Annotated in this window: 14 protein-coding genes; 8 read left to right on the top strand and 6 right to left on the bottom strand. The window is 37.7% G+C overall.

Annotated elements, in window-relative coordinates:
* Positions 1 to 67: 67 nt before the first annotated feature.
* Genes CXF85_RS22060 through CXF85_RS22045 form a run of 4 tightly spaced genes read left to right on the top strand, consistent with a single transcriptional unit; the run spans position 68 to position 6,528 of the window.
* Entirely contained in the window at positions 68 to 1,504 is a 1,437-nt protein-coding gene (locus tag CXF85_RS22060; RefSeq protein WP_232771304.1) for a glycerophosphodiester phosphodiesterase, read from the top strand.
* Positions 1,501 to 3,951 (top strand): hypothetical protein, encoded by a 2,451-nt coding sequence (locus tag CXF85_RS22055; RefSeq protein ID WP_101230800.1) that lies wholly within the window; start codon positions 1,501 to 1,503, stop codon positions 3,949 to 3,951. Before CXF85_RS22060 ends, CXF85_RS22055 begins: the two co-directional genes overlap by 4 nt.
* A 54-nt stretch (positions 3,952 to 4,005) precedes the next feature.
* On the top strand, positions 4,006 to 4,545 hold the full coding sequence (locus CXF85_RS22050; RefSeq protein WP_101230799.1) for a DUF1439 domain-containing protein: 540 nt from the start codon (positions 4,006 to 4,008) through the stop codon (positions 4,543 to 4,545).
* A gap of 51 nt (positions 4,546 to 4,596) precedes the next feature.
* On the top strand, positions 4,597 to 6,528 hold the full coding sequence (locus CXF85_RS22045) for a DnaJ-like cysteine-rich domain-containing protein (RefSeq protein WP_101230798.1): 1,932 nt from the start codon (positions 4,597 to 4,599) through the stop codon (positions 6,526 to 6,528).
* Positions 6,529 to 6,809: 281 nt separating this feature from the next.
* Here the strand turns inward: CXF85_RS22045 and CXF85_RS22040 are convergent, their stop codons facing one another.
* The 3 genes from CXF85_RS22040 to CXF85_RS22030 form a co-directional block, all read right to left on the bottom strand.
* Entirely contained in the window at positions 6,810 to 7,517 is a 708-nt protein-coding gene (locus CXF85_RS22040) for a substrate-binding periplasmic protein (protein ID WP_101230797.1), read from the bottom strand.
* Positions 7,518 to 7,776: 259 nt separating this feature from the next.
* A complete protein-coding gene (locus tag CXF85_RS22035; protein WP_101230796.1) occupies positions 7,777 to 9,585 on the bottom strand; it encodes a nitrilase-related carbon-nitrogen hydrolase in 1,809 nt (602 codons plus the stop codon).
* 228 nt (positions 9,586 to 9,813) lie between these two features.
* Complete coding sequence (locus tag CXF85_RS22030; RefSeq protein WP_101230795.1) at positions 9,814 to 10,185, bottom strand: VOC family protein; 372 nt, start codon at positions 10,183 to 10,185, stop codon at positions 9,814 to 9,816.
* 304 nt (positions 10,186 to 10,489) lie between these two features.
* Here CXF85_RS22030 and CXF85_RS22025 point away from each other — a divergent pair, with 304 nt between their 5' ends.
* The 3 genes from CXF85_RS22025 to CXF85_RS22015 all read left to right on the top strand — a co-directional run bounded on the left by CXF85_RS22025 (position 10,490) and on the right by CXF85_RS22015 (position 13,809).
* On the top strand, positions 10,490 to 10,849 hold the full coding sequence (locus tag CXF85_RS22025) for a nuclear transport factor 2 family protein (RefSeq protein ID WP_101230794.1): 360 nt from the start codon (positions 10,490 to 10,492) through the stop codon (positions 10,847 to 10,849).
* Between the two features lie 223 nt (positions 10,850 to 11,072).
* Entirely contained in the window at positions 11,073 to 11,534 is a 462-nt protein-coding gene (locus tag CXF85_RS22020; RefSeq protein ID WP_101230793.1) for a nuclear transport factor 2 family protein, read from the top strand.
* A gap of 295 nt (positions 11,535 to 11,829) precedes the next feature.
* Positions 11,830 to 13,809, top strand: coding sequence for a methyl-accepting chemotaxis protein (locus CXF85_RS22015; RefSeq protein WP_101230792.1), 1,980 nt, complete (start codon positions 11,830 to 11,832; stop codon positions 13,807 to 13,809).
* A 239-nt stretch (positions 13,810 to 14,048) separates the two neighbouring features.
* Here the strand turns inward: CXF85_RS22015 and CXF85_RS22010 are convergent, their stop codons facing one another.
* Together CXF85_RS22010 and CXF85_RS22005 are read right to left on the bottom strand one after the other, a co-directional pair.
* Positions 14,049 to 17,993 (bottom strand): translocation/assembly module TamB domain-containing protein, encoded by a 3,945-nt coding sequence (locus tag CXF85_RS22010; protein WP_101230791.1) that lies wholly within the window; start codon positions 17,991 to 17,993, stop codon positions 14,049 to 14,051.
* Positions 17,990 to 19,834, bottom strand: a complete 1,845-nt coding sequence (locus CXF85_RS22005) for an autotransporter assembly complex protein TamA (protein ID WP_101230790.1) — start codon at positions 19,832 to 19,834, stop codon at positions 17,990 to 17,992. Before CXF85_RS22005 ends, CXF85_RS22010 begins: the two co-directional genes overlap by 4 nt.
* A gap of 423 nt (positions 19,835 to 20,257) precedes the next feature.
* Between CXF85_RS22005 and CXF85_RS22000 the strand changes: the two genes are divergently transcribed.
* On the top strand, positions 20,258 to 20,917 hold the full coding sequence (locus CXF85_RS22000) for an ATP-binding response regulator (protein WP_101230789.1): 660 nt from the start codon (positions 20,258 to 20,260) through the stop codon (positions 20,915 to 20,917).
* Between the two features lie 170 nt (positions 20,918 to 21,087).
* On the opposite strand, the gene CXF85_RS21995 is transcribed toward CXF85_RS22000, so the two are convergent.
* On the bottom strand, positions 21,088 to 21,336 hold the full coding sequence (locus tag CXF85_RS21995) for a DUF3297 family protein (RefSeq protein WP_101230788.1): 249 nt from the start codon (positions 21,334 to 21,336) through the stop codon (positions 21,088 to 21,090).
* Positions 21,337 to 21,377: the final 41 nt, after the last annotated feature.

Here is a 21,377-nt window from a genome sequence, read left to right as displayed (position 1 = left end):
CATCTTCACAACAGAATCACATACTACTAAAATGTTGATTAAATCTACTATCAAGGAAGAAAAAACTGTGTTTAGTAAGGTACTCTTAAATTTATCGATACTTTTATTATTAGCGGGCTGTCAGTCGGTATCTAACAATACTCAAAAAGATGAAACGCCTGAGCAATTACAATCGTTTCCCTATGATGCAAAGTTGATAGGAAAGGATATTGTTGATCTACAGTTGGCACTAAAAGATAGAAATCTATATATGTCGAGTGAAGGGCGGGTAAAACTCTTTTCTACTGGGCAGTGTAATATTGATATCGTTGCCCATAGAGGAGATTTTAGAGAGCCTGAGAGTAGCGAACGCGCTATCACTAGCGCAACGGCTGATGACTTTAACACCATTGAAATTGATGTGATGCAAATTAAAAGTGGTTTGTGGGTAAATCACCATGACATGGCTACTGGCCGAGCGGTTGTTCACTATAGTGGCAAAAGCTATAACTTGGCTAAAATGTCAGACAAAACTTTTTCCGGATTACGTTTACGAGATAAAGAAACGAATAGTTTACTCGAACAGCGACCTATCACTGCTTACGAATCTTTTACAGCCTTTGCCAAAGCTCATAAACCAGGACAAATACTCAATGTTGAGGTAAAAAGCCAAGCTAACGGAGCGGAGCTAACTCAATTAGACCACATGTTACGAAAAACCATCGGACAAAATTCATTTTATTACTCCTCATTAAACCTCGAAACCTTAAAAAAACTACGCGGGATTAATACAACAGTTTACTTAGGTTTTATTCAAGCACCTCACCCAGACAGTATCGCTAAATTAAAAAGGGAATTGAGAAAAGGGGTTAAAAAGGATGAACTCTACCAACGCCATAGCAGAAATATTGAAGCCCTTGGTAATTACGGTACACGAAGATATAGTCAAACATACAAAGATTACACCTCGTTATCAGCACTTAGTAACTTACAAATAAAGCTGGGCTCAAATTCTGGTCTACACATGGACATTCGTAGCTACGCCAAGGCGACGTCTGTGAAAGGCCGGTCCAACCGATTAGGAATGAAAGTATATAGCTATTCAATCAATGGCACTGACTACCACCAAGGTAAGCTGTTAGCATTAAATAAGTCGCTATTACCTGATGGCATCATTATTGATGCGACGCCATACCGTTTATGTCAGCAACTTTTCAATGCTTCAAAACCTTTAAAACTTCATAAGCCAAACACTAGCATAGGTCGTTACATCAAAGGCTTACCTCAAGATGCTGACTTTGATAAATTTGAACAAATGCTTTCATACATAGACGAGGGGTATTACGTATCTATGGCCGAAGGGTTAAAACGCATTGGTGCAGATAAAAATAAATCAGTCTTTAAACCAAATGAAGATAAAAAACCCATAGGGTTGTCTTTAGATTTTCCAACGATCAAGGATGAGAAAATGGATACATCGACAGGTAAAGCAATACGAATAACCATACCGAGTGTTGAACAATGACCGACAATAAAATAAGTCCTTTTGCTGAAAGTTTACTGAGTAGTGCGCCAACGCAAAAAAAAATGCAGGCCGCAGAAAAAGAACTTAAAAAAGTACAATCTCAGCAGCATAAAAAACAAAATAAAACGGATAAAGACGAAGTAATACAAGCACAAATCGCCATGGTGGGAAAACCGTTTTGGTGGATGGTGTTTATGTTTATTTGTTCGGTTCTTTACTTGTTTCCTGAAGCCGTATTTAACGCGGCTTTAACCGATGTCGCTGGCGGTAAAAGCTCAACTGAAGAAGACTTAAGAGCGGTTGAATTGTTTGGTCGTACCATCAGTGGTATTGGGGTAACTTTATTATTGGCAGACATGTTATTAAAAGGCAAACATGTGGCTAAAGTAGGCAAAGCTTTTGGTTTGTTTTTATTGATTGGTGTACTCGTTTGGCCAACAGTTTTCTTTGGACAAAAATGGTTGGTTGACCATTTTATTGTTGATACATCATCAGCTGAAGATCGCCAACAAGCTTATTTATCTCAAATTATTCGTAGTGCGCTTATTGAACGTTCTGTTGAATTTGAAGGAATAAAATATGATCCTGATGCAGAGCATACCGCACTAGAAAAAGCCTTTCTATCTATCTTTGGTGGTTTAGTTTATGCGGATGATAAAGTGGTTAGCGGTCTTGAAAAACGAAAACATCGCATTATGGAAAAATTCGTTAATGACCATGCAATGTCTCGATTCGATGAACATTACGGTAACTATAATGACTTTCGAAGTCGCTTACGTAGCCAATACAAAGAATATGCTAAAGCTTCAAACGATTATAACCAAGAGCTAGCATCATCGCCACGAAGAGCCGATACCTATTGGCTAGAAGTACAAAATGAAATCAAAGATGGCTGGGGGCAATACCAAAAAGGCACCAGCTCTTATGAAGCTAGAGTCGAGTCTAGAGCCCAAAAAATAGCCCCCAAGGTCTATGATTATTTTGAGCGCCGTGAAAAGTGCGACGATAAGAAAAAGAAGTACCGCGCAAAATGTTATGCGAAATATGACGCGTATTACGACAAAGAAATCAAAAAATATCAAATACCTTATATTCCGGCCAATGATTGGTTAATCCGAGAAGAAATTAGTTCCGCTGACAACTTTGGTACCTCAGTTATCGCCGGTGTACTTACCGGAGGACTTTTTACAGCGCTGCAAGCGGCAAGCCTAGCGACAGGTGGTGATGGGGGAATGAAAGATCATCGCATGGTTTATACCAATGATGTGAAACACTATAAAAGCGTCTTAATGGTTAAAATGGAAGCTGATTTTGTCAAAGAATCAGGTGGTTATCCGTTAGGTATTAATTCACTAGATACCTTTAGAATGCATGATGTCACCAATAAAAAAGTAAAAATCAGTTTGAGAAATAAAGGACTAAAGCTACTCAATAATTGGTCGCTTTTACAAAGAGCTGAGTTTGATACGGCGGTGGCGGTAAAAGTGCGTCAAGAAGCCGATAAAAAATGGAATAAAGGCATTAAAAATAGCAGTATTCCGCCAAATCTACCGTGGCAAAAATTCCAAATACAGTCAGATGTACAACATAAAATAAAACAACAGATGGGCGAATTATACGTAAAACCAATGTATGCCGACTGGAATAACGTTCAATTTAAAAAGAATGTTATTGATGTGAACGTACAACGAAAAACAGCAGAGTACCTTAAAGTATTAAAAGCTCAAAGGGTTGAATTTGAAGATGGTGGCGCATTTGAATCTACCGGTAAATCGGCACTTAGAGCAATTATTGTTCCGCCAATCTCTATGGGTATTAGTTTACTGTTAGTGTTGCTGACCGTTTTAAAATTGCCAATCAAAGCAATAGAATTAGTCAAAGTGAAAAGGGCAGTCAAAGGACAAGAAACCGTTAAACAAAAGAAAAGGCTTAATGCGGCTATTTCATTTACCTTAATTAGCTCAATTTTTATTGTGCCTGTGTTGCTTGGTAATAATGAATTTACTAAACCCGGTTCAACGGTAAATTACTTCTTTCACCAAATGGAAAAAAATGATTCTGCAACAGTATCATTTGCACTGAAATGGTTGCTCATCACTCAACCCCTAGTTCAACCTATTGGCTCAGCTATTGATAATACCCTCAGTATAACAAAGGGTTTTGACAATATAAGTGGACCAATAAGTCGCTTCGATTTAAGGCTTTATAACCATGAAGACGAGTCGGTAGGTAATGAAAATGTCTCTTCTGTGTTATTACCGTTAACGGTTAAAACAAATGTCGATTCGGCAAAAATTAGCATTATGAACATCAAGCCGAAATACAATGCGGGTATGTTATTACCTGCTGGGGCATATGATGTAAAAGTTTCGGCAAATGGCTATGATCCAGTTCGCCAATGGATTTACCTGAAAGCAGAAAACAGTAGTTTTAAGATAAATTTATAACTGTATAACTGTATAACTGTATAACTTTATATTAGGTTCAGATAGGAAAATTTTATGTATAAAATAATAGCGACGGTAATTTTAACCTTCTTACTGTCCGCGTGTAGCAGTTTGCAAATTAGTGAAAATGATATCAATGACAAAGTAAAAGATTGGATTGGACAAGGTAAAAAAATATCCTTAGGTAAGTCCGCTTTGCTTCCGGTGTTAATGCTTAAAAATGCACAATTTTCACTAATACCTGAACGGGTAAAGTTAAACATAAAGGCTTCCGTAGAAATGAATAACTTTTTAGGGCGAAGAACCCTCGCTAGTGGTTTTATTGCTATGTCCGGGGTGCCTTATTTAGATAATGAATCTGGAAAAATATATATTAAACAATACAGTATTGAACATATTGAGATGATGACTCCTGATGGCCAAGCTTGGTCTGTTAAGGGGGCAATGTTTGATAGTGTGAAAGACAATATTGTTAACTATGTAGATAACATACCGATTTATGATATTAACAAAGATGAAAAATTATCTGGCGTAATTTTATCCCAAGTGAAAACTATTGAATTGAAACAGGGCCACATCAACTTGGTTATGTAATACCAATCAAAGTCCTAAGTGATTTATTTACAAGGTAAATAGGAATATACAATGAGCAACTTAGAAAAATACCAAGCATTTGTACGAAAAAATGGTAAAGAAATTACCGGTATTGATGTACCCGTTGTGTTAAGTGACGAAGAAAATAAACAATCTGATTTGAAGTTTACCTTTGGCTGGACCATAAGCATTGGTGTAAGCCATCATGATCACGGTGCTTATCGTCCTTCAGGCTCTGGTACTGTTTTTTGTGGTAGAGGCTCTGAAGCAAGTAACCAAGCCCATAGTGATGCGAAAAAGTACATTAGCGGTCAAGATCCTCTGTTTAATGACCGAATGAAAAAATGCCTTTGTACTAATGTAACCAAAAACTTTGTTTTAGCAGACCAAAACCTACATTCATCTGCGGAGCAGTATGTCGGCCAAGACCCTTGCCATAATTGTGGCGGAAGCGGTTCAAACTCTTGTTATTCATGTAATGGACGTGGTGATAAATCCTGTAGCTCTTGTAGTGGTTCAGGGCGTAAACAAGTTCAAAAATACGATCATCAGAATGAGCGAACAGTGTATTCAACCGAAAGTTGTAATGGCTGTTATGGCTCGGGGAAAACACGTTGTGGCACCTGCTCTGGTACAGGTTCAATAACGTGTAACACTTGTAATGGCGGTGGTTACTTATATTGCAGTTATACCATTGACGGTAACGCAGAACGTTCTACTAAGTGGTTATTTGAAAATACAGATTATCACGCTTGGTCAGATAATTTTGTTAAAAATCAAGCATTGCAGATTGTTTATTCGATGAATGACATTCAAGAGGTTGATGCGGGTGATACCTTTGGCGGTTGTACTTTCTTCTATGCAATGAAAGCGGTTTTACCCACCTTACAATTTAAAGCCGATGTTAAAGGCGGCAGTACCCATTTACAATTTGCAGGTCGGAATAACTTAACTCACGATGCCGGTGGTGTATATGATCCTGCTGTTTGGAGTATTGGTCAAAAGCTTGGGTCGGGCGATAAAGAAATAGATATTGAAGTGTTGGCTGTGCCAGCGATAAAAAGTATTGTCGAAGCCAGTGAAACGAAAACATCCCTTGATTTGGTCAGTCAAAATTGGGTGTCTTCAGATATTCGAGATGCGGTTGTTACCAACTATCATGAGTTAGTAGCTCAACTGAAAAAGGCCAGTAATAAAGGCATTGTCAGCAAAATGTTCACAGGCTTGTTTAAAAATGCCTACTTATTGGTCATGTTTGCTGCCTTTGTTGCGTTATTACTACCAGGGTTTGCCAATGATGTTAATGAACGCTTTAATTTATGGAATTATAGTAACCTGATTGAGGCCTATTTTAATGGCTACTATAGGTTATTTGGCGTGCATCAAGAGTTAAGCTTTAGAATGCAGCAGGGAGTTAACATTGCCGTTGCGTTATTTGCTTTTTGGTTAGTCCATAAAGCTGTTAAGAAGTATTATTGGAAACGTCTTGGGAAATTTAAAACCTTTGTTATCGCTTTAATCATAACCCTTGCCATTCCTTTTGCGGGTCTTACAACGTATTGGGCAATGATTAATGTTATTAATTACAAATTTAATTTTGAACACTTATTTTTGGGTGGTTCATTATTTGTTAGCATTTACTTTTTCTTTTGGGCGTTTGCGAAACCGAAAAAATGGTATGTTAAACCACTTACCGCTATGACGGCATTTGCCATCATTATTGCTGTGCAATGGGTATTGATGACATTGAATGGTCCGGTTGATATAGCAACACTGAAAGTGGCTAACGCGCCTTACTTGAAAGAATTATCAACTATGATAATGCCAGCGATGCAATACATCTTTCTCAATGGTGGCGAAATTATCTTAATGACGGTGTTGTTTACTTATTTTGCAACGCGCAGACGTTTTTGGTTAAAGACCAAGGCTACGGTATCTGAATATAATAGCCCGGTATTATTAAAAAGTATGAAGATGGATTAATACTAATTTGATTAAATTATTACTCACTTGTGCGGGTTACAATACGACATGTCAGCATTGCTCTCAATCCCAATAACCAGTTATTGGTCAATTGAGGGCCTTGCCCTGATTTATTTTTCCACTGAACAACAAGAACATAAACTTAATCAAACGGATATAACTGTTAGGCTAGTTAGCTTTCTCGGGTAACTTAATAACTAAAAAAGCCTGTAAGGGCTTTTTTATTCCCTTTGAATAAGTAGCTTATATTGAGATATTGGTGCTTTAGCTATTGAGTCACGCTATAATTTTCCAGAGGTTAATTTAATACGCCTTAACCCTTCATCAAGTAACCACATCATTTCTTTAGTATCAATTTTCTTACTGAAGGCAACATATATATCGCTCTGATGATTCACCTGTCCCTGTTTTATAGATGAATGTTTCAAGCCCATACTTGTCATTGTATCTTTGGCGACCTCATTAAATATTATCGCCATATCAACGCGTTTTTTATTGAGAAGTTGGATAATTTGTTGCTGACTTCCTACTCTTACTTCTTTAAATCTGTGACTGTTTTTATGGTACGTATCACCATATTCATAGCCCAATATTAAAGCGATTGTTGTGCCTTCGGGTATGGTCGTTGCCGATGAAAAGTCTAATGTTGAGTCTTCATGATAATAAAAAGAGGCTTTAGTTTGGAATAGTGACTCTTCTCCAAAGTTAAAATCACCCTCGGTATTAGCTTGTTTAGTGACATTAAATGCACCATCGGCACTACCAATTTTCACCATATGCAACGCTCTTGCATAAGGCACCACTATAAATTCAACTTCTACATTGACAGCGTGATAGGCCTTTTTAATGATCTCTTTAGATAGACCATTACCTTGGCTATCAGAATACGGAGGCCAGCTATTTTCTACAGCAAGCGTCACTTTACTGTGAGAAGCGCTATTAAAACTGGTACAAACAAGCATAAGGATAATTACTAGACGAGTTATCATATTGATTCGAAGACCATAACTTATATTGATGAATTGAATTGAGTTGAGAACAGTTAACGATGTTAATGTTAATGTTAATAATGCAGTGTAAATTTAGCGGGGGGATAGTAGCGTGTTTTTTCCTTGAGGTTAACACTTAATTACAGGAATATTAGTTAAGCGCTAACTTTGTACTGATGAACATGTGATGCAGCTGTTTAGTCATTGATCTCAAATGACAAACTGTAGCGCTGGCACATTTTGTTGATATATGTTTTATTTACAATTTAGTACAAGCCGCAATTGGATGAATCACAGCTTTGGTGATTTTACCGTACTGAAGTTTAACCAGAGGTTGATTGATATAACCGGAAAATCGTTGTGTTCTCCACTGGGGTAATAAAGCAGGGTCGGTGGTTAAATTAGCAATGAGTCCGGTGGATTTCTGTACTTTTACCTTATTTTTACCATAAATATTATTTGTAGTGTCGGCCGGTAAATCATTAGCAAAGGTTTTCTCACGACTGGCGGCTACAATGCAAATTCTGTTTTCAGCTGCGCGAGATAATAGGTTGTATTCAACTTCGCATGGCTCTTGAATATCAAAAGGTACGAGTAATACATGGATGCCCTTTAAAGCGGCAATTTTAACTATTTCAGGTATGTTAGCGTCATCTGCGGTAAGCATAGCAAGGCTGATTTTTCCCTGCTCTAATGGTAATTCAACGATATTCAAGTCATCACCAAGTTCCGTCCAATGATACCTTTGACAAAAATGCAATTGAGCTTGTGTTGCTAACAAACCTTGTTCGCTTATCAGCACAGCTTGATGTTTTCCTTCAATAACTAAACTAGTGCATAGGTATTGAAAAGGTCTTAAGACAGCGCTGACTTGCTCAATTAGCAGATTGCTTAATTCTGCTATCTGATTTCTTTGCTCAGAATCGTTAGTAATGGTTTTATCGTCGATAAAGAATAATTCAGGTAATTGAATAATGTCTGAGAGGTTATTTTCAATGTACTGACAAACGTCTTCAATAGCCTGTTCGTTAGACTTGTATGTGGCAAATATTGCAACATTGGCAGTGACGGGGACTTTATTGTCATCGACAGACTGCACAGTTTTTGATGCTGACAGCGCTTGGTAAAGTTTTGGACGTAGTTGTTTAATATGTTGTGTGCCGTCAGGGCGGAGTTTGTTGTTTAGTCCGACCGCTGTTCTTGTTTCAGTTATAGCGTCAGTAAAAGATAAATCAATATCAGCAAAAACGAAGCCTTCTTCATTATTATTAAGCTTTGCTAGTACCTTACCGTCAGGAGATACTATTTGGCTTTGACCAGCACCAACTCGAGTGCTAGCAAGGTCGTCATATGGCTGATCTTGAGGTTGCTCAACGGGGATGAGTGAGCCAACTTTATTTGCCGTCGCTAAAAATACGTTATTTTCAAACGCTCGGGCAGGATCATGTAAGTGACTTTGATCTATTGCGAATGAATTAATTGAATTACACAGTAATTGCGCACCACTGGAGCCTAATGCCCGTGCTGCTTCAAATGACATGCTATCGCTACCCGTTAACAGCCCAAGTTGTCCAAAAGGTGTTGTTACCACTTCAGGAGCTTTAACCGCGCTAATGAAAAAATAAAGTTCATTCGCGGACAAGTTTTGTTTATCCACTTGATGAATCAATTTTCCAAGGGGGGAAAATAAACATGAGGTAATACTAATATTTGATTTTGTTTTTGAACCAACTAGCCCGTCTTGCTCATTTTGTTGCAAGTCATGGCTATCATCACGTCGTAAGGTGACATTGAAAACAATGTAACAATCATGTTTTATCGCTTGATCTGCTATAGCGTTTAGAAAAGGTCCATCAAGTGCTAACGCTTCATCCCAAGCTTGATTATGATCGGCATAACAACCTTGAGCACTACCAAGGAGAAAATCTGAAAAGAGAGTATTACAAAATTCAGGTAGTACGATTAGCGAAGGTTGGCATGTTGCCGCCTCATTTATCATACGAATACAGCTTGCTAGATTTTCTTGAGGATTTGAACTGGTGGCAAACTGTGAAACGGCTACTCGCATGATTTATATTTTCCAGGTAACTTATGATTGTTTGAATTTAGCAGTGTAAATGCTTTATGTTTATCTGAGGGATTTTACATTAAAAACTTGCGGTGTGAGGCTATTTTCATTGATTTTTTCTAGTTTGAGTAAAGACGGCTGATAATTCATACAATATTTAATCAGCGTCTTTTAAGTTTAGATGAAAATGACTGTGTACAAACAAAAAACATGCTTGGTTATTGTTACTTAACCAAAGTGATTAAAAGCCATTTTATTACCATCACAATCACGGAAGTAAGCACCATAGAAAACATCAGGTATACGCTGTCCGGGTGCACCATCACAGGTAGCGCCTAACGCAATTGCCTTATGGTACATCTCATCACATTGCTCTTTTGAACCGGGAGCAATTGCTATCATATTGCCATTACCACAGCTTTGTACTTCTTCGTTATATGGAATACAAATGGCTAGCATGGGTTCGGACATACTTTTACCAATAAATATAATACGTTCCATTTTCACCAAGGTTTTCGCACCAATAGGAGATAATAACTCATTATAAAAGGCTTCTGACTTCTCTAAATCTGTAACACCTATGGTTGAATAGCTGAGCATATTTATTCCTTTTTTATGGTTAATTTTATTTATGGTAGTTACACCATTGACTACAACAGGTTAATTAAATCATGTCAATAATCTAACTGAGTTATAAAAATATTACATTGATAATGATAGATGGGAAGCTTTACTACAATAGCGTTTAGCTCATCTAACAACGCTATATCCATGTATTTGTACGCCAGTAACATAACAGCTAGGCATTAGTCAGTCATCTCTTGGTTTGTTATGTCACCATCGCCGCAAAATTAGTGGATAGCTTCTATAGTTAAAGAGTACAAAACCTATAGGAGATAAAGCAATGAATTTAGCCAAGATAGTACAACGTGGTTGGGAAGCGGTTGGTACTGGGGATTTTGATAGCTTAGTAACTGACTATGTGGAAGAGATGACATTTATCATGCCGGGACAAGCCGATGTGCTAAAGGGACGACAAGCGTTCCGTTCTGCTCTGAATGGTCTTGGGGAGATGCTGCCTCCAGGTTTCGAAATAACAGGGCTGCGTCAGATCGAAGGCGAAAATGAAGTCGTCTCAATTGTTGAGTGGAAATCAGATAATATGGCAGCATCTCAGCTGTCGGTCTTGTTCAAATTTGAAGGTGGCAAAATCTATGAGGAGCGCTGGTTCGTCGACACTCAACAATGGCACAGCGTATTCTGAGTTAGTTACAAAATAGACATAACTTTAAAGGTAAATATACAGTTGGCTGTTCCACTCCAATGAGTGCGACACTGCAGTCGGACTAGCTTTAGCAAGGATGATGTCAGAATTAACGGCTGTTGATTTTAACCTGCTATATTTAATGAGCGATAATCGGAATCTCGGCATACTTAACAGTGCGCTGTGATGTAACTCTTGTCTACATTTGAACAAGGAAATAAACATGAACTTTAAATTACTGATCGCCCTAATATTAACGGCTACAGCGTTTAGCGTAACCGCTGCTAGTTGGGATAAAAAGCAAACAGAAGTATGGGATGTTGTTGTAGCCTCATATAAAGATATTGAAAAGCGCGATAATAATTGGACCGATAAATGGGTAACTAAAGACGCTATGGTGTGGGGCAGTAGTACCCCAATGCCACGTAATCGTAGTTCGGTAAAAAGGTGGGAAAAATTCCAATTTCAAGATGGATCAGTTAATAACGTTGCTGAATATAGTCCAGCGGCGATTGTCGTTCATGGTAATACTGCTGTCGCTCATTACTATTATTCTAATGGCTCTACCTCTAAAGAAGGTAAGCAAAGAGTAACCCATGGTCGATGTAGTGATATTTTAGTCAGAGTTAACAAATCATGGAAATTTGTTGCTTGGCATTGTTCAGACGAACCAAAGAAACATTAATCAATTCTAACTTTATATTTGGCTTATCACCTTTGGGATAAGCCAAATATCTCCTGTGGACTTCGTTGAATATATCTTTATAACTAGAAGGAATAGCAAGAATTATTGTTATTCACCTTTGTGTTGCTATACTGAAATTTGGATCTATTGTGCAGGGATTAGCATTGATGATTAAGACACTTCTATTTTATTCGTTTTTGACTTTCCCAAATATTCTACTATTTATTTACGCCTCGTATAGTACTTTACTCTAGGCGTAACACTCTACACCCCTTTTAAATGGACTTATAGAATCATGAAACTAAAAATCAAATTATTAATTACCTTCTTATCTGTTTCGCTAATACCTATGATCTTAATGGGAGCTATAGCAAGTTATGTCTCAAGTAGTGCTATTGAGAAGCAAGCGTTTTCACAACTGGTTGCGGTTAGAGAAATTAAAAAATCACAAATCGAAGGTTATTTCGAGGAACGAAAAGGCGATATTGAAGTACTCAGCGGGACTATTCAAAAGGTATTAGATTTTAGCTCCGCCGCTGCTTTAAACGCTTCTGCACATGATAATCATCAATATTTTGAAACCTTTATTAAAGCGTATGGTTATTACGATTTTTTCATCATCGACAATAGCGGTGGTATTTTTTATACGGTAACAAAAGAAGCGGATTACCAAACTAACTTAGTGGTTGGTCAATATAAGGATTCAAATTTAGGACAATTATTTAGACGAGTAAATGACAATAATACTTACGGAATGTCCGACTTTAGTCGTTACGCCCCTAGCAACGGTGATCCAGCAGGATTTATAGCATTACCTTTTACCACAAGCACAGGTGTATCTGTTGTGATTGCATTACAATTATCTATTGAAAAAATAAATGGAGTAATGCAAGAACGCGCTGGAATGGGCGACACAGGTGAAAGTTATCTTGTTGGTAGTGATTTGTTAATGCGCTCAGATTCTTTTCTTGATCCTAAAGGGCATTCAGTAACGGCCTCTTTTGCAGGTAACGTAAAACAAAATGGCGTAAACACTGAAGGGGCAAATTTAGCCATTGAAGGTAAGACAGGGCAAAAAATAATTATTGATTATAATGGTAATCCCGTTTTATCTGCATACACAGCTATTGAACTTGATGGTATACGTTGGGGCTTGTTATCAGAAATTGATGTTGCGGAAGCGTTTGAGCCCATACAAACACTTTATTGGAATATAGTCACGATTATCTTACTCTTTATTGTGGTGATAGTTGGAGTAGCCCTTTCAATTACCAAATCAATTATTACGCCATTAGGTGGTGAGCCGGGTGAGATGAAAAGCATCTCTGAGACAATTGCTAAAGGTGATTTAACGGTTGATTTTGATACGGCTCGCGAGATGCAAGGTGTTTACGGGTCAATGAAACAGATGGCTAATCATCTGCTAGGTGTTGTCAGTGAAATTATTGACAACAGTAATAACTTAGCAAGTTCGGCGGAAGAAACTAGCGCATTAAGTTTACAGTCTTCAGTCAGCTTAGAAGCACAGCAATCAAGTATTGAACAGGTTGCTACCGCTGTGGAAGAAATGTCTACGAGCATTAATGAAGTTGCAATGAGTGCCACCAATGCAGCAAATTCTGCACAAGCGGCACAACATTCTTCCAATGAAGCAAATAATAAGCTGAGACAAACAATTAGTGACCTAGGACAATTAGATAACGAAATTAGCAGTGCTAGCGCAGTGATTCAAACCTTAGAAACGGATTCACACGAAATAGGCTCAGTGCTTGAGGTGATACGTGGCATAGCAGACCAAACGAATTTGCTGGCACTTAACGCTGCCATTGAAGCGGCAAGAGCCGGTGATCAAGGACGAGGTTTCGCCGTTGTTGCTGATGAAGTCAGAACATTAGCTTCAAAAACACAAGAATCAACTAAAAACATAGAAGACATGATTGGAAAACTGCAAAGTGCTTCAAATGATGCGGTAAAAGCAATGAAAACGAGTCGTTCGGTATGTGAACACACATTATCCAATGCACACACCACGGCTCAAATGATCCATACCATGAATGGCGAGATAGGCAGTATTACTCAAATGACAGAGTTGATTGCAACAGCTGTTGAAGAACAGTCCTGTGTATCAAATGAAATAGCGCAAAACATTACCACAATCAGTGATGTTGCCTATGAAAATTCAGCTGCAGCGACACAGGTATCAACTGCGGGGCAAGATATTAGTGTCATCGCTTCGAAGTTAAATCAGCTAACACAACAATTTACAGTGGCTTAGCTTTAATAACTAGCTATTTACTCTTGGGTTGCTTTAAGGGAATAATTAACACGTTATTCCCTTTATCATATCTAACTTTAGGAATAGATTCGCTCTAGTTAAGTCATATAGGTAAAGTCATAGTGGCAGTGTATTACCTTATATTACCAGGTGATTTATTTTATAAAAAATCACGACGACATTCATGCAAACATCAAGAATAAATAAGGAAGTGCCCGAAAGGGCTAATAAGATGGCTATCATTCAATATCAAATGAGTAATAAATATCACTCGATTGCTCAATACCACTAACGATCTCTAACCATAATCGATTAAGTAGATACAATCTGACCGTCAATTCATTAATTGGCTCATATACACCAATACCATATTTCAAATAGACACGATTACCGATATAACCACTAATAATCGCTTGGGTGGTATCGCCTTCACCTTCGGTATCTACGGCAATATTATTAATAAAGGGTATTTCTTCTAATCGATCAAATAAACCGACACTGTTAGTGACGCCAAATCCAATCAACATACTTGCTGCCGCGGTACTACTACCACCACCAGAATCTAAACCGCGACCTCTTGCTAGATAAGATAATATTTCAGGCGACTCCATATTTGGTGTAGAGAACAGCTGTATATCTAGAGAGTCAGCTAAGCCGGTTATCTTAAGGCCGACTTCTATATCTTCCGCTTTAATATGTCTACCCGCTCGTAAATTAAAATAGGGATTAGTGATTGGACCGTTAAAGGATAATTCCCCTTTATCGATAGTTAATTTCTGTCCATAAGCTTTATATGTTCCCTGGTCGGATTGAATACTTCCAAAAAGTTGTAAAGGTTTATTTTGTTGCTGACTTACCTGCAACTGACCAAACAAGTTACTTTCGAGTCCTTGTCCTGAGATTTTGAATTTTTTCCCTATATTAATTCTCACATTGGTTTCAATATCAAATCCAGACTGTTCTTTAAAAACCTTTTTACCTTGCTGATCAATAATAATGACATCATCACTCAGGTTAATCATACCTTCAGGCAGTTTTTCAATATTATACGTTCCTTTTAGTACATCTAAGTTACCCGTAATTTTTAGTGCTTTATCTTTGAGCGAAAAGTTTAATTTTGGTGAAATTTCCATCAATAACTGAGGCGGGAATACTAACGGCAAGTGCTCAGCGTTAAGGTCTATATCCATAGTGAAAAAGTCTTGCCACGCGAGTTGACCATAGAGTGTTGCTCTATTTTCTTTTATGCATAGGTCACCCAAAATCTTGGCCTGGTTATTCTTTATTTGCAGTTCAGCGCTAATATTTTCAAGCTTATTGGGATTTTGACTTAATAATAACTCTCCACTATCTAGTGCTAAGTTACCGTTTATTAATGGTTCCTTTATTGTCCCGTTAACCGTTAGCATCGCAGATAAATGACCTTGTAAACTAACTACATTGCTGATAATCGATTGAAAGGGCTCTAAATTAAACTGATTAAGTTCTATTTGAGCATCGATAAGGAAATCATCAACAAAGGTGATTGTTGAGTTTGTTTTAATAAGCACTTTTTCTTGGACATCTTGTAACTGAAATTTACTCGTTAAGTGTGTTTCGTTAACGGCGAACGAAAATGTACCTTGATGCCACTGAGAAACTTGTTGTTCATTGAACTCATCATTTACTTTTATGTTGCCAGAAGAAAAATCAAAATAGGCCATTGCTGATATTGCTTGGGTGGGCGACCATTGTGCTTTTATATCACCTGAAATTTTACTTTTAAGCTGCACTTCTTTCGGTAATATAAATTCATCCATTAACGCTAAATCGAGATTTAGCGTTAATGTAACATCACCAGATTCACCAGCCCAAGTATTAACAGGTAGACAGATCTCAAGACCTTTAGCTAACCAACAGTGTTTATCGATTAACAGCTGCTGTTTATCCACATCAAAATTAATCGAAAAGGTGTCGTCATTACGTAAAGTCTCTTGTTGATAAGTTAAAACCGAGTGTTCAATAGTGCTTTGCCAATGGTTTAGCGCCTCATGCCACTGGCCTGATAACATTAAATGCCCTGTAATGATACCTTGCCAATCAAGCTGTAATTGATGTTGATAAAGGTCTCCTGAAAAATCTAGGGTTATGTCTTCAATAGTTAGGGTGTCGCTTTTATCTGTAATATCCAACCGTTTATTTTTTACCGTTAACTTCGTTTTATGGGCATTAAATGGCTGATAACTGCCGGCTACTGAAAATAAGGGGCTATAAAACTGCTGCCACTGTAGATTATTAAACTTGGTATCAACCGTAATGATAGGATCTTGTTTATTTCCGCTTATAGTAAAGGCACTGATAAAAGAGCCGCTCGCCGGGGTGTACCAGCGAGAAATGTTAGCAATGTCCAATTTTCCATTAACATGCCAGTTATTGTCGTCGAATGTTTGTAACGTCAACTGGTCCTTATCAAAAACAATGAGCAATTCACCTTGCTGTAAATCACCTGAAGAGAAGTAACCAGATTGATTTACAGCGATGTCACCTTGAATGATAAACGGATTATTATTAAGGGTGCCAGAGACATCGGTATCATTTACAGAGAGTGACCATTGCGATGCTGACCAAGTGCCGGTACTGGCTATTCGTCCTAAAAACCGACCATTGATAACATCAGGCAATAGAGTTTCGATATCTTTCGCCAGAGCTTCGGTATTTTTTTCTGCTTTAGTGCGGGTGTTAATATCTTTATTGATGTCTGTGCTTTTTGGGGATACTAATGCCTTAAGGTTAATTTTCGGTAAAGTAAAACCAGAAGAATCAGCAAATAATTGCCAACTTGTTGCTTTTGACTGAAAATCAATATTGCCGTGTAAGTTTAATTGGTTGTTAGAGTCTTTCTCGTTAAAGACTAATTCATTAACTGTGATTAAACCTTGTTGATGTCTGGCTGATAAGTCTAATTGAGCATTTCTATAACCGTAACTATTGAGATGGCTGCGTAAATTAATTGTTTGTTGAACTAAGTCACCAGACATATCTAAGGAAAGTGATGACGGCTTTGCGTATTGAGCTAAAGACGATGGCAGAGGGAGTTTATCGGCTGATAATTGTAGCTTAAAGGGCAGTTGGGGATGTGATAAGTTAACGTGTCCTTGACTGCTTAAAACAAGGCTGCCCTTACTGGTAACATTTGCTGTTAAATCATCAAAGGCACCTTGTAGTGATAGCTCTATGGTTGAGTCAGACGCCTCAGGCCAACGTGATATTTTATGTAGCTCAACTTTTAACCGAGTATTTATTTTATAAGGCGGTATAAGTTGAGTTTTTAGCGCTAAATGGTTTATTGCATAGTTTACCGTTGAAGTTGAAAAGTTGGTAATATCAACTTCACTTTTGACCCAAGTGCCGGAAAGCTGGCTCTGTTGGTATGGCCATTGTTGACCCTTTATTAATGAATTATTGTTCTTCTTTTCAGGATCGACGATGCGTAATTCATCAACTAACAATTGTTGAATGTTTAATGATATGGGTAAGTTAACTTCAGGTAAGTTACTAAAAAGTGAATAGACTGCATTCCCAGTAGCTTTGACACTGTTTTTACTTATGCTTTTTGAAGCAGTCGTTGTTATCGTTTTACTGTTAGCCTGCTTATTACTTTCTACCGAGATGGATAATCGCTTAGCGCTGGGTCGTAATATGTTAAATTGACTGTTATTAATCACTACTTTTGCGGTGAATTGCTCAATATCGACTATTGTTTGGTTAATAATTAACAGGCTTTTGGATATATCGACTGCCTGCGCTTCAATGGCAAAGGGCATAACAAATAAACTACCATCATTAACTTTTTTAGCTTTATCTGTAGATTTTTTATCGTTGTTATCACTAAAATAAGTTAATGAAAAGCTAGCCACTTTCAAAGTATCAATACATAATGTTTTGCGCCAGCTGCAAGAAAAGTCAATCTTGGTACTTACATCCTTCACATGAATATTAAGATTTTTTAGGCTCAATTGAAAAGAATGAAGTTCAATATCTCTCACTAATGCGCCGGCCTTATAGTCAAAGTTAATGCCGTCAATATTATTCAGTAAACTAACCGTTACCCTTGTTCCCCAAGGGGTGGTCAATAAAATAGTGCATAAAAAAAGTAATAGCGTTAACCACTTTATTACTTTAAAAGTTAACCTACGCCAGATCACAGTTCAGCACCTAAATTGATATGAACTCGCCATTTTTTACTGTCAGTACCATTAAAAGGGTAAGCGAAATCAAACTTTACCGCGCCCACCGGTGAGATATAGTGCATACCTGTTCCCACAGAATATACGGGCTCAAATTCGCCTTTATTGGCGGCGCTACCACCATCAGAAAACAAGGTCACTCGCCATTTATTGTTCAGGTAATATTGATATTCTAAACTTGCCACCATTAAGCGAGTACTACCGACAACAATAGGTACTGCTTGTTCAGGATCGGATGAGGAGGGAATAGTTGAACCAATAGATTGATAGGAATATCCTCTAATGCTTTGATCGCCACCAGCATAAAAACGTAATGAGGGCGCTAACTCTGCATCCCTATCAACATAAATTGCACCTAGTTCTGCACGTGCAACTAATCGGTGGCTAGCAGCTAAAGTCGTAATATAATTCCATCGGCCATGTATCTTAAAAAAACTATTATCTGAGCCTGCTTTCAAATGGGCGCCTTCAATATTATACGTTTGACGAAAGCCTTCACTCGGATCTAAGGGGGGACCTGAGCGTATCGTTTTTGACCAAGTGATACCAGGGATAAGGTAACTTGCGGCATCTAACTCCGACCAATCAATATTCGGCGCATTCTCATCAAGCTCATACTTCCATACCTCTTTATGATAACGACTATATATTTGCCTTTGCCAATTATTGTTACTCACTAGTCTACCCATTTGGGTTGAAAAGAATTTCGTTCTAAGATCCGCATAATCCTCATTTTCTATGCTGATTTGAAATTGAAGTAAATCTCTGCTTGGATGACTCAAAGGAATACTATAAATGAACCTACCTGTAGGGTTTAATTGGGAATATTCAAATTTAGTTTCTTGAAAGTGACCATATTTATTGATTAACGGAGTTCGCCAAGCCGCGGAAAGTCGATACTCAGTATCAGTTGCATACCCTATGCCCAAATCAAATTGGTGACTTTTAGCCGGTGTGAGTGAAACATTAATCGGAATGGTATAGGTATGATTACTTTCATCTTGAATTTTTTCACCGGGCACTGCAATGATGCTAGCAAAATACTGAGTAGATTGCAGTTGATGCTGTAGCTGGTGAAAAGCAGTTGTAGTGTAATACTCATTCCTCTGAAAGGGGATTATGCTTGATAACAACTCAGGCTCTAGATCAAAATCATTAAAGGTTACGTCGCCAAATTGAAAACGCGGGCCACTCTTATAGTGCAAAGTAATATCAGCATATTGAAATTGTTTTTTAATGGCTATGGTACTTTCCGTTAATTCACCATTGAAATAACCACGCTGCAACGCTAACGAAATCAAAGCAGATTTTAACGCTTCATACTTGCCCTGGTGAAGTATCTGACCTTGTACAATCTTATGATTATTAAGTAATGTTTGAAAGGCAGGGTCACGACTGGCTTCACCATCAAGGGTAACAACTACTTTGTCGAGTAAAGTAGGGGAGTTTAATGTTATGTTCAGCTCAAACTGCCATGACTCTTGTTTTGTTTGTTTTGGCTTGGTTTTATTGGTACTACTTTTTTCAGTAGCACTTTGACCGTTATTAACCTTGGCAATAATCTCTGCTTGATAATAGCCTAATGCTTGCAGTGCTTGATAGCTGTTATCTTTGGCACTATAAATAAAAGCAGAACGCTCTAAATCACTCTCGGGTAATTTACCTAAGTGGGCTCGTATATTATTGTGAACAGCTTTTGGCAGTTTACCATTTAGCGTGACCACTAAATTACTCGCGTAAGCCGTCTGATTTACAATAAAAATAATAAAGCTAGTAACTAATAACCTAGAAGAAAACATTAATCGGTAAGCCAATAATCAGTGGAGTTCATAATTCTAACAGCGCTACCTATTCTAGCGGCCATTAACTAACTGGTATTATAGTTATTATCGCATAAATACCAAGATAAAAGCGACACAGATAGACTCATCATATTGATTACCATCCAATTGTATCAGCTTATCTGTATAGGGGGCTATTTAAGGTAGGCCTTTTGACAAGCGGTTAATAATGCCTGCTAAAAGCAACTCTACATTATCGAAATCTAAAATTATCTAAAGTCAGTACCAATGTCGATAATTTACAATATAAATAGTATTTGTTCACCGGAGAGTTAGCTTTAGAATAGATATAAGAAACGTCACGGGCTGTTATCTAGTCGATTGAATAACGAAGGAGAAATATACACTGCAGGATTGTAATCAATTATACTAACGTTAGTCATGAATGATACTGGCATAGGTATTAATCAAGATGAACAAGCACATATATTCAATGCTTTTTCACAAGTAGAAATATCTACTACAAGAAAATACGGAGGCACTGGCTTAGGCTTGTCAATTGTTAAACAATTATGCACGCTAATGGGGGGAGATATAACATTAGTCAGCGAGAAAGGAAAAGGAAGTTCATTTACTGTAACGTTAGAATTACCTCAATCAATACAACCCACAGAAATAAAACTAGATAATAAAAATGAAATACAACAATCAAACTACGAAGGCGTAAATATTCTTGTTGTGGAAGACAACAAAATAAACCAAGTAATAGCACAAAAACAATTAGCTTCTTTAGGGGTAACCTGTGATGTAGCGTGTGATGGACAAGAAGCGCTAACATATCTTGAGCATAATAAACCCAAGTTAATATTAATGGACTTACAAATGCCTATTATGGACGGGTTTACCGCTTCACGCTTGATTAAAGAAAATAGTAACCTTACCGATATCCCTATTATCATCTTAAGCGCTAGTGTTGGTAAAGAGGATAAAAAAAGGGCAGCAGACTTAGGCATTGAAGACTTTATTAATAAGCCATTTAAACAAGCTGATTTACACTATGTATTAAATAAGTATGTGCTGAGTAGTGTAGTGCAGAGTTAGCCTCTAATATATCCAACAGGAAGAGACCAAGGTTTGTAGCAAGTAGTGATTATGTTTTGTATTGTCTTGTTGTAATGGAGCCACGAACGTATTGAGATAACGCTCTTATGACTCCATTTAATTCTTCTTTGACAAAGCTAACTGAATTGTAATTTTGTCTTTGTTACGTCTTAACGATAAAACGCTTCAACAGTGCCTTTGATTTTCATCATAAGCGGTTGTCCGCGACGGTCTAATGCTTTTTTAGACGGTACTTTTACCCAACCTTCACTGATGCAATATTCTTCAACATCGAAACGCTCTTTGCTGTTTAGCAAAATGCCAATTTCGTGTTCGAATACTTCTGCCACATGATGTGGGCTACGGGAATCACCTGAAAGACGATCTGGTAAAGCTGGTTGTGGTTTAGTGTCACTCATGTTGCTGACCTGTTGTAAATAAAAAGTGCGCTATTGTAGGC

It is taken from the genome of Colwellia sp. 75C3, assembly GCF_002836255.1.
Classification (GTDB): Bacteria; Pseudomonadota; Gammaproteobacteria; order Enterobacterales; family Alteromonadaceae; genus Colwellia.
This window is presented reverse-complemented; position numbering and strand designations above follow the sequence as displayed.